General features: G+C 42.9%; 14 protein-coding genes. 1 reads left to right on the top strand and 13 read right to left on the bottom strand.

Annotation, left to right across the window (positions count from 1 at the left end):
• Positions 1–168: 168 nt before the first annotated feature.
• The 4 genes from R7E78_RS09505 to R7E78_RS09490 all read right to left on the bottom strand — a co-directional run bounded on the left by R7E78_RS09505 (position 169) and on the right by R7E78_RS09490 (position 2344).
• Positions 169–891 carry an NYN domain-containing protein gene (locus R7E78_RS09505; RefSeq protein ID WP_041154780.1) on the bottom strand — a complete coding sequence of 241 codons (723 nt, stop codon included), beginning with the start codon at positions 889–891 and terminating at the stop codon, positions 169–171.
• 62 nt (positions 892–953) lie between these two features.
• Positions 954–1673 carry a hypothetical protein gene (locus tag R7E78_RS09500; protein ID WP_032073007.1) on the bottom strand — a complete coding sequence of 240 codons (720 nt, stop codon included), beginning with the start codon at positions 1671–1673 and terminating at the stop codon, positions 954–956.
• A 145-nt stretch (positions 1674–1818) separates the two neighbouring features.
• Positions 1819–2079, bottom strand: coding sequence for a hypothetical protein (locus R7E78_RS09495; protein WP_046224235.1), 261 nt, complete (start codon positions 2077–2079; stop codon positions 1819–1821).
• Between the two features lie 19 nt (positions 2080–2098).
• Complete coding sequence (locus R7E78_RS09490) at positions 2099–2344, bottom strand: hypothetical protein (protein WP_046224236.1); 246 nt, start codon at positions 2342–2344, stop codon at positions 2099–2101.
• 231 nt (positions 2345–2575) lie between these two features.
• Here R7E78_RS09490 and R7E78_RS09485 point away from each other — a divergent pair, with 231 nt between their 5' ends.
• On the top strand, positions 2576–3670 hold the full coding sequence (locus R7E78_RS09485; RefSeq protein ID WP_046224237.1) for a hypothetical protein: 1095 nt from the start codon (positions 2576–2578) through the stop codon (positions 3668–3670).
• A gap of 36 nt (positions 3671–3706) precedes the next feature.
• On the opposite strand, the gene R7E78_RS09480 is transcribed toward R7E78_RS09485, so the two are convergent.
• The 9 genes from R7E78_RS09480 to R7E78_RS09440 form a co-directional block, all read right to left on the bottom strand.
• Positions 3707–3982, bottom strand: a complete 276-nt coding sequence (locus R7E78_RS09480; protein WP_014386655.1) for a hypothetical protein — start codon at positions 3980–3982, stop codon at positions 3707–3709.
• Between the two features lie 208 nt (positions 3983–4190).
• Positions 4191–4517: a hypothetical protein gene (locus R7E78_RS09475; protein WP_226977600.1), complete on the bottom strand. Its 327-nt coding sequence runs from the start codon at positions 4515–4517 to the stop codon at positions 4191–4193.
• A gap of 83 nt (positions 4518–4600) precedes the next feature.
• Positions 4601–5233 carry a hypothetical protein gene (locus tag R7E78_RS09470; RefSeq protein ID WP_128740502.1) on the bottom strand — a complete coding sequence of 211 codons (633 nt, stop codon included), beginning with the start codon at positions 5231–5233 and terminating at the stop codon, positions 4601–4603.
• 303 nt (positions 5234–5536) lie between these two features.
• The gene (locus R7E78_RS09465; protein WP_046224239.1) at positions 5537–5836 is read right to left on the bottom strand and encodes a hypothetical protein; all 300 of its coding nucleotides are present in this window, start codon (positions 5834–5836) and stop codon (positions 5537–5539) included.
• A 360-nt stretch (positions 5837–6196) separates the two neighbouring features.
• Positions 6197–6451: a hypothetical protein gene (locus R7E78_RS09460; protein WP_046224241.1), complete on the bottom strand. Its 255-nt coding sequence runs from the start codon at positions 6449–6451 to the stop codon at positions 6197–6199.
• 215 nt (positions 6452–6666) lie between these two features.
• Entirely contained in the window at positions 6667–7086 is a 420-nt protein-coding gene (locus tag R7E78_RS09455; protein ID WP_342749707.1) for a hypothetical protein, read from the bottom strand.
• Entirely contained in the window at positions 7064–7348 is a 285-nt protein-coding gene (locus tag R7E78_RS09450; protein WP_104975143.1) for a hypothetical protein, read from the bottom strand. Before R7E78_RS09450 ends, R7E78_RS09455 begins: the two co-directional genes overlap by 23 nt.
• Positions 7341–8225 (bottom strand): RHS repeat-associated core domain-containing protein, encoded by an 885-nt coding sequence (locus tag R7E78_RS09445; RefSeq protein ID WP_318057870.1) that lies wholly within the window; start codon positions 8223–8225, stop codon positions 7341–7343. The genes R7E78_RS09450 and R7E78_RS09445 overlap by 8 nt, the downstream gene beginning before the upstream one ends.
• Before the next feature lie 353 nt (positions 8226–8578).
• Complete coding sequence (locus tag R7E78_RS09440; protein ID WP_181382978.1) at positions 8579–12766, bottom strand: RHS repeat-associated core domain-containing protein; 4188 nt, start codon at positions 12764–12766, stop codon at positions 8579–8581.
• Positions 12767–12939 lie beyond the last annotated feature (173 nt).

Genomic DNA, 12939 nt, shown 5'->3' with positions numbered 1-12939 from the left:
AATGGTTAACCAACAAATCTTATAGTATAAGAGGCATAAGTAATATCTGTGAAACATGCTTTTGCATAAAAATTAATCGTAATATTTTCAATATAGAGCAGGTCGAAACCAATAATGGGGCATTTTTGAGTTACCCGATTGCAGTATGTCGTCAGCGAAGGCAGCACATCATTTTTGTTTGCTTGCCTTTGTTATCAGCTGAAACTCCATACCAGTGCGTTTAGTGTTACGGGTTCTATAGCGCGTTGGATATTTATCAAAAAAGTCAGATAACTTCTTCAACCCGTAGTTTCGAGGGTCAAAATCTGGCTTCAGTCTCTTTAAGTACTTGCCTATTTCACCTAGTTTTGCCCAGCCCGATTCATCTCGATAGTTCTGCCAAGCTTGATGCATTAATCGCCATAATTCGCGTTCTGAGTCTTGATTAGAGCTTGGTTGTGCCTCCCCAAGATCAACATCAGCGTTTAAGTTCTCTATCGCTACAAAGTCATCACAAGCGTTTTTAAACGAAGTCGGAGTCATCGCTTTTCCTACACCGATGACGTGTATCTCCGACTCTCTTAATCTCGTAGCAAGACTTGTAAAGTCACTATCACTGGATATCAAAGCAAAAGCATCAAACCTTTGGCTGTACAAGAGATCCATTGCATCAATAATCATTAAAGAGTCTGTCGAGTTTTTTCCAGATGTATAGGCAAATTGCTGCTTAGCTTGAATCGCTAACTCATTCAAAGGCTGCTTCCAGTTTTTTAGTTGTTCAGCAGAAAAATCGCCATATGCACGTTTAACGATGATCTGCCCAAAACTAGAAAGCTCTTCAATAATCAGGTTTAGCTTTGAGTGTGGAGTGTTTTCTGAATCAATTAATACAGCGATTTTTCTGTTACCCATAATCCGTGCGTGACCATCCTTTATGTAGTTAGTTGCACTATCCAATTTTATTCCTTCCAAGGTTATTGTTCGCGCTCAAAAACAGTTACTAAGGTGCGACGCCCATTATCGTTAACAATAAGGTATGTGAATTTGGAAGTTGGATGCCCCCAAGCTTCTACATTGTCGGCAGTACCGTATTTTTTCGCTTTATGGGCCAAAACATTTGCAGGCAAATTTCGAATTCTCAACTCAGGATGTTTAAGTCGATTGACTAAACTCGCCCAGGGCTTTTTGGGATCTCCAGTGCTCAATCGCTCTTTATACTGTTCAACAGCGTGAGCGGTAACATAAACGGTCCCCATTGCTGGTGTTTCAACGGCATCATGCGTATTTGCATATTCCTGGCGATTTGCATCTAAGAGCACTGTTACACATGATTTTGGGTCGGCCATGAACTCACGACTTTGTGATACCTCTATTTGCACTCCAGCCATTCGGTTTTGAAGAAATGCTGCAAACTTTTGTGCATGTTTTTTCGTAGATTTACCACGGGCAAGCTTTTTGATTGCTCCCTTTGACACAACGAGTTTGTAGCCAGAACCAGAACCCGGCTCTCGACCCATTACTTTTTCTTCAAAGAGTAGGTATTGAATGGCTGATAATTCTGAAATCAAATCAGAATCTTCATGGGAAAAGTCGATTTTTACATCAAGAATTCCACTGCGTTTAGTGCCCACACGCCAGAATACTCGGCTCGTTTGGTCATCTAGTTTTTCAGAAAGAGTGGTTAGAATCATCATAGTCTTATCTCCGGTATTTAAGATCCCTTCCGGCATCGCCGTAAGGACCTCATTTAGTTAATATTCATACTTACTTTATCATGCTTTTTGAAAACGCAACCCCTCCCCTCCACTTTCACATGTGAAAGTCTAAGTAGAAATCCAGCTAGTACGCCCAACTGTCAAAATCTGTATGGGTGAGAATTTCACCGTCTTTGGCCGGACGAACATAAACACTTCCATAACCCCCTTCTGTTCCAATCGCGTAACACGCAATAGAAAATGCAATTTGAGGGTTAGGTATAGTGGCAACTATTTCTTCATTGATTGTTACGACAGAACAATGACCCGTGTACGAATCTGGCAACTCAGAAATTGCGGTTGCTGCATCGAGCGTTTCACTTCCATCCGATATCAGAATGCTCATATTTAGCTACCAAACTGTACTAAAATCCAAAGAAACTACCACCACCAGCAAGTCCTGCCGAATCGCCAACAACAGCAGCATAAATGGCAGCAGCTATTGCCGCAACGATGACAAACTTAACGATGGCAAAGCCAAAAGAGAACAGCCTCCATATTAAAAAGAACCCAATCACAGCAGCAATCCAGCGCCAATCAAAGGGTATATCACCTAAAGAACTATCAAGGGCTCTCTGAACTTCATATAGCCAGCCGTTTATCATATCCATAAGATCAATCTCCAGAGCATCATGCTCTTAGTGTACCGACATGACATTTTTTTAAGAGATGAGAACTTGCCCTTTTTTGTGCAAATTGAGGGACATGACAAAGAGCTACTTAGTAAAAGAGTGATCTGCTTTAGGATGGCAATCCTATTTGTGGTAAGTTGTGTTAAATAATCTACCACAATTCTATTTTGTGGTATCATTGATAACACAATTTACCAAAGGAGCACGACAATGGATATCTGGCACTATCCTCGTACACAGCTTGCTACGTTTATCCTTAACGGGATGGACAAAGGTCTTCTTCAACGTGTTTCAATCTTCGCTCCACGTAAGCGAGGAAAAACTCAATTCATTCAAAAAGATATCATTCCTATGGCTCGTGAACTTGGTGTCTTACCTATCTATGTAGATTTTTGGATGCAAAAAGACGACCCAGAAGGCATCTTCATTAAATCCGTCATTGATGCTTGTGAAAGGAATGAAGGATTTCTACATAAGCTTGGCAAAGCTCTCAACTTCAAAAAGTTAGGTTTTAGTGCAGCTGGTGGCAAAGTTGAAGTAGAGCGTTCTCAGGGAGAACTGAGAGCTGACTTGTTCGCTGTATTTCAACGCTTAAACGAGCTGGATATGCCTGTTTTACTGTTGCTTGACGAAGTTCAACATTTGGCTACTCGCAAAGAATTTGACTCGTTTACGGCAGCTCTACGCAGTTTTGTAGTGAACAGAGAGGATAACAACGTCAAATGCATCTTCACAGGTTCAAGTAGAGAGGGGTTAAGTCGCTTATTCAAAGACAACAAGGCTCCATTCTACAACTCCAGCCAAACCCAGATATTTGAAGAGCTGGATATGGATTTCGTTGAATTCGAGTTGGCCGCATTCAAAAATGTCACTGGTGGTGTCGAACTCGACAAACACAAAGCCCTAGAAATCTTAATCAAACAAAATCGCGCTCCCGCTCGGTTTGTTGAAATGTTAAAGAATATGGCCCTGAACATGGTTCATGACCTAGATATTGGTGTCCATCGTTATGACGTTGATCGTATCGAGTCAGAGGACCACTTTTCAAAAACATACGAACAACTGAAACCTATCGAAGTGGCGATCCTAAAGCTTGTTGCTGCCAATGAGTCAAAAGGTCTTTATACCAAAGCAGGACTAGACAAAGTAAAAGCTTTCACTGGCGACCCAGAAACAGACGTTACAAAATGGTCGGTGAAAAATGCAGTCACACGATTGAAGTCGCTTGAGCTAATTTACAGCCCAGAGCGTGGGAAGTTGGAAATTGAGAACCACGATTTTCGTGATTATATTCTTGAAAAATAAGTGCCTTTCGGCATGTTAAGACTATTAGCCCATGCTTCATGCGTGGGTTTTGTTTATGAGTTGTACTTCTATATTCTCAAACCCCATGTCTCTAACCTGATTTACCAGGATATCAAGCCTCCACACTCTCAAGTCACTGGTTCTTCCATGTCTAATTGCATACGCGATTCCTTTACCACTATCAATCCCAACCAAATGAAACTTGTTAGGATGCAGTTTAGATTCCTGCGCAATTAGTTTGGTCATTGTTCGAGTCTCCGCGAGACGGCGGAACTCACCTTCTTTTACTTGATGAAAAACGACTCCAGACATACATATCACCATTATGTTGACTACATATGCTCATTATGTCGATTTAAAGGGGGAAATCAAAGAGGTTTTATTGCTGGGGCACGATAAGTAATAAGCTGAGGTTCGAAGCAGAAACGCCATCAGCCAGGTCAGTGATGTAATTTTGCACAAACTTTAACTAATTGTCCAAAGTCTCAAACACATCCCCCAGCAATATAGCACAATTAGTTCAACTGACAATATTAGCCCCTACCAGTTGAAGCGTGTCAGTGAGGGAACCACCACTAGCATCAAGCCCTAAGCGGTCAACGGTTTCACTACTAACAAGAGCTTGTACAACATTGGCAAAGTCGCGTGAGCTTAATTGTTCAATACTAAGCTTTGTCTTACAGCTACTTTCCACTGCGGCCTTGTATTGAATGGTGTATTTCGCGTTAACTGGGGCCATAGAGTGCATCGCCATTAGATACGCATCAACTTCTGTTTTAGGGAAAACATCCGCTTGAGCTGAAAATGCAGTTAACGTCGCTAGCAGTAGTCCAATTTTCTTCATCATTCTTGTTCCTGTTACATTGTTCAAAGTGGCATTATTTACTCGACTGATTTTCAAGCTAAATATTACATTCAGTCAAGCACTTATCACTTTTCGAACATGGGTAGTAATTCCTGAACGCTTTTTTCACAAGCGGCTTGTCTACGGCCACTTTCGTAAAAGTAAGCCCATAGACTTTGTGGCATCCCCTCAAGAAACTCGATAGGAAAAGGATTAGGTGTTTTAGCCCAATAGTTTTGCTTCTGGTCAGAATAACCTTGTCGTTGCGCATCTTGCTGAAATAACGTGTACAACGCTTTTAGTTCATCATCATTATAGAAACAATGATAATTACCACCAACTAGTTGGTTAGTCCCTAGTTCTATCCATAGAGGATACCGGGAAGAACTACCGAAACAAATTAACTGATACTGTGGCTTCGATTGTCTTACCTCATCTTCACAAAGCTCTACTTTGCTGGTGGTAAATGTGTCTTTCCCTATTAAAAATGGATTGTATTGATACTGACTAGCCATTTTATCTCCTTGATATTCATATTCGCGCTGGGTTTGCCCGGTTCCGGCATCCACCTCGGCCAATAACTCGCCATCGAGGCCGTAAACATAGAGCACATCTACGCCACCAGCTGGCTTAACCCGCCTTATGTTCCAGCGAAGAACCTCATCACTTCCGCTGGGTAATGGAATAGGTGCCCACCCTTGTCGAAGAACAAGAACCAAATAGAAGCTGCCACACAGAGTACCCCCGCAAGAATCATTTCTATTGATGTTCTCGAATAAATAGTAAGCCTGCTCCTATTATCGAATTTAATCACCCTGTGTTTAAATAAAGCCACACACCCAACATATATACATCTTATCCCTGTAGGAAACGCAATAAACACAACGCCAACCGTCATAAATGTATATAAAAACATATCTACCCAGTTATTGATTTCCATAAGCTGTCCCCAAAGCCGCGCTAATAAATCGCCATCTAGGCCATAAAGATAGAGCACATCCACGCCACCAGCGTCACCCGCCTTATGTTCCAGCGAAGAACCTCATCACTTCCGCTGGGTAATGGAATAGGTGCCCACCTTTGTCGAAGAACAAGAACCAAATAGAGAACGCGATTGCAAAAACTCCCACACCTACAATCTCAAAAACATTCTTGCCAAGACGATAAATGTCTGTCCCTTTGTCATACTTGATTTTTTTATGCTTTATCACACCTGCGATACCCACATAAGTAAAATTTATTCCCAACGGAATAAGAACCACAATTACCCCTATGAAGTAGGCTGTATATAGGTAAAAATCTACCCAATTATTGATTTCCAAAAGCTGCTCCTCTTACCGCCCACCTCGCTTAGCGAAATACCCTAGCTTTTTCAGGCCAGGCAGATATTTTCTTTTAAACATCAGCGCTCCTGGAACAATGGATAATGCGTAGCAGACAAAAAAGTAGACGAAGTATATGTCGTCGGCTTTAACCATGTTACGAAATTCGCTTGTGAAATCTGCGCTCCAAAACAATGGCGATACAAGAAGTGCAGCAAAAAATAAGTATGCCGACCCTCCTCCTATCACCCTAACTACCTTTGCAGATCTTCCTGTCATAGAAAGGATACCGGCATAAGCAATAAATCCAGCGACAAACACCAGCGAGTACGTCAAAAAAAAGCGCGGTATTAAGCCAGATCATTTCCTGGCACCATTCTTTTTCTGTCTGATGAATTGGAATAGAGCTTGGATTCCACCAACTCCGCCCATGACAGCCCCTATAATAAAAAACGCCCAAAAAACCATTTCGTACTTAGATTCGTTCTCATATAGCTCAAATATCTGCGCAAGCCATTGCGCGATAAATCCTCCAATTGACCCAATCCCCACTCCTATAAGAAAGATGGGAACAACAAATATCAAAATGAATGTTGTAATGCTTCTATTTTTCATAGCTGAAACCCTTATGGTAGATTGGCAATCACATTACTTGCTACGTTCCCGGATGTAACACCCAGCGCGACCCATTAGGCCATAAAGATAGAGCACATCTACACCACCAGCAGGCTTAACCCGCTGGTGGGCCAGTCAGCTAAAGAGAAATCCGACACCAACACTTACCAATATCAAACTGCCGTTGGAACAATGCCAGAGCCTGAACCACACCATCAACTGCCTAAAAAAAATGTCATTACTTCCATTGGATAGAGAAATAAATTTCCGCCTTTAGCAAAAAACAAATACCAAACAGAAAAAATAGCGGACCCCCCCCCAGCAATACATACTTCAAGTACGTTTCTTGCAAAGAAATACTTGTAGTGCTTTCTTTCATATTTAGGTAGTCTCATTTTTATTAGGTTCTTCAATGTTAACCAAAGAAAAATAGCCCCTACAGGTAGGATAATCACCACCACCCCAAAAAAATAAATTGTGTATATAATAAAATCGAACCAACTATTGATTTCCATAAACAGTCCCCAAAGCCGCGCCAATAACTCGCCATCTAGGCCATAAAGATAGAGCACATCCACGCCACCAGCAGGCTTAACCCCGCTGGTGGGCCAGTCAGCCAAAGAAAAATCCGACACCAACACTTCCCAATAAAAGAAGAGAAAAAACAAACTGAAACAAGGTTATCTTGTTCCGGAGATAGTTATTTACAAGCAAAGGAATTGGTGTCACAACCAAAATAAACACGCCTGCTTTAGCTATCAGGGACATTATATCCCCAACTCCATTGTTAACCTCGTTAACATAGAGCAATGCACCAATAGCAAAGACAACAATCAAAGCTATCAGGCTATATGCACCAAATATCACAATCTTCTGAAAAAACTTTTCACTATTCACCTGAACACCCACATTTATCTTTTGATCCAAACGATGCCGCAATCCCACCAGTGACACCACCCGCTACAACACTTCCTGTTATTGCCCTGCCATCAGCATTGAAGACCTCTTGTGTTTTTTTGTGCTTATACAGGAACAATGTGTACCATCTGCGCTCTGTCACAGTAATGTATTTACTTGGGAACAAGGATTTACCTAAGACTTGTCCGGCCTTACCAGATAGCGCAGCTATTCCGCCAGCCATCCCCATACTTGAGTAGCTAAACTCATCTCCAACGAAATATTGCTCTGCAACATTACCCGCTAAAGCAATTAAGGCTCCGTCGATTACAGATGCTCCAGAGCTAATCGCACCAGCACCAGCACCTATAGCGATAGAAGCTAGATATTCAGCTCCTGAAATACTTCCACATTTATATTTTTCCCAGTAACTAAAAGCAGAAACCCCTCCACCAGCAATAAATCCCGCTAACTGTGGAACAAACTGCCCGGTGGGATCACTCCATACCAAAGGATTTCCACGCACATACCCATAGGTATCCATTCCATCGAACAAGCCAAGGCGGTCTGATTGCAGGTAACGCCCCAGAGACGGGTCATAGTACCGATGCCAGTTGTAGTGAAGCCCAGTCTCTGCGTCGTAATACTGGCCGGGGAAACGTAAGTTGAATTTGATTTGTTCTGTCGTGACAGTCGCTTTGCCGAACGGAGAGTAACTGGCTTTCCATACCGTGGCCCCTGTTTCATCGGTCAATGCTTGCGGCGTACCCAAATGATCGTTATGGACGTGATAAACAGTGCCATCCACCAGGTAAGCCACCAGCTGGCCGTCAAGCCAAACATATTCGCGCTGGGTTTGCCCGGTTCCGGCATCCACCTCAGCCAATAACTCGCCATCGAGGCCGTAAACATAAAGCACATCCACACCACCAGCGTAACCTGCCTTATGTTCCAGCGAAGAACCTCATCACTTCCGGAAGGTAATGTAAGAGGTGGCCACCTTTATCGAAGAACAGAAACCAAATAGAAGCTCCAATACAGAAAATACCTAAAAGAACTAGCTCTATAGATGTGTTTGCATACACTGACACATTGCTATCTTTTTTGAATTTCACAATCTTGTATTTAAATAGTGCAACAAGACCTACATAAAGGCATCTTATCCCTAATGGAATTGCTATAAGCAACCCACCTAAAGTCATGAATGTGTACAAAACAAAGTCAAGCCAATTATTGATTTCCAATTGTTGTTCCCCCAGCAGAACCTATAGCCGAACCATACGATTCGTAGTTAAAACTAACCCTTTTTTTCAAATCCACCCCGATTATGTCTCGTGGTCTCAAAATATTTTTGCCTAATATTCCCCCTCCAAAACCAACTGCTCCACCAAACGAGCCAAGAATTGCACTTCTTCCTACCTGATATAAATCAAGGCTCTTTTGATACCTTTGATCACAACCAGAAGACTTTTCAGTTAACTGAATATACATATTGCCAATAGCGCCTGATGATGCACCAAAAAATACAGCTCTCCTTAGAGTGCTTCCAAACCCTCCAAGTGTCCCCGTAGCACCAGCCACAAGAAGTCGCCCCGCATCAAACGAACCAGTTTGATATTGTCTGTATCCTTCAAAGCCTATGTTAACCATTGCCCCAATAATTTGCGGAACCCATAAACCAGTAGGATCGGTGTAAATAGCAGGATTATTCAATGCATAGGCATAGGTGTTAATCCCACCAGCCAGCCCTATTGGGTCACTGGTGATATACATCCCTGTATTCGGGTCATAGTAGCGATGCCAGTTGTAGTGAAGCCCAGTCTCAGCGTCGTAATATTGGCCGGGGAAACGTAAGTTGAACTTGATTTGTTCTGTCGTGACAGTCGCTTTGCCGAACGGAGAGTAACTGGCTTTCCATACCGTGGCTCCGGTCTCATCGGTCAATGCTTGCGGCGTACCCAAATGATCGTTATGGACGTGGTAGACGGTGCCATCGACTAGGTAAGCCACCAGCTGGCCGTCAAGCCAAACATATTCGCGCTGGGTTTGCCCGGTTCCGGCATCCACCTCAGCCAATAACTCGCCATCGAGGCCGTAAACATAAAGCACATCCACGCCACCAGCTGACTTCCTCACTCGTTGATGAGCACTGTTATAGTGATAGATTGATGTTTCGCCATTGACCGTAGCCTCAGTCAATCTATTGAAAGCATCATAGACAAAGACATCCGTTCCTCGGCCAATCGTGTTTCCGTTTGCATCATAGCTGTAGGTGATCGAGCCAATACTTGTTTTGGTTAGGCGATTGCTATTGAACACAATGCTGTACGAATCTTTCACGCCGTCGCGGTAGATAGCCGTCCGGTTGCCGTTGTAGTTGTAGGTGTACTCTCGGGTCCCGTAACCACCAGTAGCCTCAATCAAGCGGCTCAGCTTGTCGTAATTGAAAGTTTGGCTATAGCTACTATCCATTAAGTCTGTAATTGAATCGACATTGCTATTGGCCGTATAGAGATAACTGCGGTGCATTGCACCAGCAACCTGTACAGACTCCAATTGATAGTTCATGTCGTAATGGCGCTCTTCCCAAAGCCCATTTCCATGAGTCAGATCAGTTACAGGCCCAAAAGGTTTCCGTACCAAGTCAGAGACTAATGTTCTGCTGTTAACACCATTCTTCAATGTAACGCCAATGACCTCACCAGCTACATTTCGCTGATATACCGCTTTGCGGCCACTCGGGTACTCGATACTCACCAACTGCCCTGCACCATCATAGGTGTAATTGGTTAACAAGGTGCGGCCATCCACAATTAGTTCTTGGCTGGCTATCTCACCACTGGCTGTGTAACTGTATTTTGATACGCCAGAAGCGTCTGTAATGGAAGTAAGCTGCCCTACCCCATACAGCGCTTCTGGCTCATCGTAGCGGAATGTCACACTAGCATTAGGTTGACCATCCACAGTGATTGAAGAAAGGCGATTAAGCGCGTCGTAGTGATAAGTGAAAACCTGACCTTTGGCATCTGTTTTACCGATCAGGTTTCCAGCCTTGTCATAAGTGTAATGAGCCGTGCCTGTGTCTGGGCTTTGTACTGAGAGAACATCGCCATATCCGTTGTATGAATAGTAAGTTCTCCGCCCTCTTGGATCAGTGACTCTCGTTACTAAGGCATTATCGTTATACTGCATTGCAGTGGCGCGGTTAACAGGGTCAATTGATTGGAGCAGGTTGCTAAAACCATCATAGCGGTAGGCATAAGCATTTCCAGAAGGATCAACTTTGCCAGTCAGGTTGGCTGTCTTGTCATAGGAATAGGTATAAACATTGCCCGTTCCATTTGTTGTTGACGAAAGCCAACCATTCAAAGTGTAACTATGCAGTTGCTTCCAGTGAGCAATACCACTGTTATCTTTCAGCTCAACTTGCTCAATATTTCCTAGTAAATCTCGATTAATGCTTTGTCTATTTCCATTTGCATCAATCACGGCCATAAGCTGCTGAGCTGCATCGTACTCATAAGTGAAAGTGCTGTTGGTTGGTAAGGTGATAGATACCAAGAGTCCTGATTCATCGTAAGAGTACAATGTAGTTCCGTCTGGACCAGTAGAAGAAATCAATTGACCTAACGTGTTGTAGTTAAGCGAGTAGCTTACTCCATTGGCATCTGTGACGCTCTGAGCCCTTCCATGAGCATCGTAATTGTCAAATGACACTACGTGCCCAAGAGAGTTGATAACTCGGCTTAGGTTGGCTTGAGCGTCGTATTCAAAGCGCGTTACATCATCAACATCCACCCGAGGACCATCCACTGATTTCAGTTGTCCAGGAACACCGAGAGAGTCTGGATAATATTCAAATGTCCACTGCCTGACATCTGAGTTGGTTCGGTCAATCAATTTAAGCGTTAACAGCCGCTGGTGGTCGTCATAGGTAAATTCTTGGACCAAGTATGACGATGTAATTTTGGTTGGTTTTGGGAACTCTGAATGCCATTGTGTTGTGATCGTATCACCAGTCGAGCTTGTCCTCGAAATTTCAAGTCCTCTTTGGTCATATTGGTAAGAGAATGATTGGCCTTCTTCATTGATAATAGACTTCAACTCACCGTTGGCATCGTAGCCAAACGACTTCGTACCACCAGCAAAACCAGTACATGCAGCACCCTGTATACTGTCAGGCTTTAGTTTTCCGTTATAACGACTAAACAGATAATGTTGTTCGTGACCTAGAGCATTCGTTACCGTAACCGAGCCATCAGGGTTGTATGTAACACTTGTCCTATCAACACCACTGCTATGTTCGCTAAGAACAGCGCGACCCGAAGGATCATAAGACCACGTAGCAAATCTGCTTCCCTTTTCATCCGTAAGGCCAGTCAAAAGGCTTGGGTTTAAACTGTCTTCATAGTGGTAACGTCGCTGATTGGCATCCGGTTTATGCACTGCAACTAACAATTCATTCGAATAATCGTAAGAGAAGATTTGTCCAGCAGGGTCGATCATCTTTATGATCTTCCCTTGATCATAACTAAACCTTAAAGTCCGGCCAAAACTGTCAGAAACAGAGTCTAACTTACCGTTGGTATAATTCAGATCCAGCTCATTTCCCGATGGATGAACAATACGTATCAACTGACCATTACTATCATATAGTTCGACAACACCATCAGCTCTCTGATATCTCCAACCAGAATCTTTGTATAACCGATCATCACTTTTCCATGTTGTCATCCAAACCGCATTTGTCCGGTAGAATGCTAACTCTTTCCCATCTGGCCGATGCAAGACAACCATATTCTCTCCGTGACTTTCTTTGTCAAAAATCACTTTGTTTGAATAGTTGTGGCTCCATCCAATACCAACATCGCTTTGTTTACCACTCAACGCTAACTGGCTGTTGTAATGTCTTGTGAATACAAGAGGCTCCATACCAGCGCTTACATAATCGGTTTCTTGCTGATATTTATTACCAGTAGCTAGGTTGATAGGGTTTCCAACGCACAATTCTGTCTCTGGTTTACCAAGATCTCTATTGAGAAGTGGAGAATCAGTCATCTCCCCAGGAATTATGAATTTTGTCAGTGTAGTTCCAGAGAGAGCTCCAAAGTAACAAGTGTCAGGGTCATAACTACCTGGAGCATCACTACGATGCATACACAGCCATGAGATTAGTCTTCCATCACTATACGTTTCACTCGGGTATAGCTTTTCACTCACATAGCTGTGTGTGCTTGCGAGCTCGTTAATTCTATAGTCCCTTAAAAATTCATGCGCTTGCTCTGGGAGATCAAATCTCATTGCATCAATTTCTGAACTACCACTGGCATTGATACGCCACTGAGCAGAAACAGCACTAGGAACTATAAGTGCTAACAAACAAGCTCTTGCAATTAAGTTAGTATGAAAATGATCCACTGGTTTCTAAAGTCCATTAATTACCTTCTACACGGACTCTATTATCAACTTAATCAAAGAGATTAACTTCATGCTTAACTGCCCTATACGGGCGCATACAGACATGAAACAATGGCTAATATGGAAGCGGGTTTTAATTGAATCGCTCGACTTTGTTTTACTGCTCATAGCAG

Source organism: Vibrio sp. YT-19(2023) (assembly GCF_033337395.1).
This window is presented reverse-complemented; position numbering and strand designations above follow the sequence as displayed.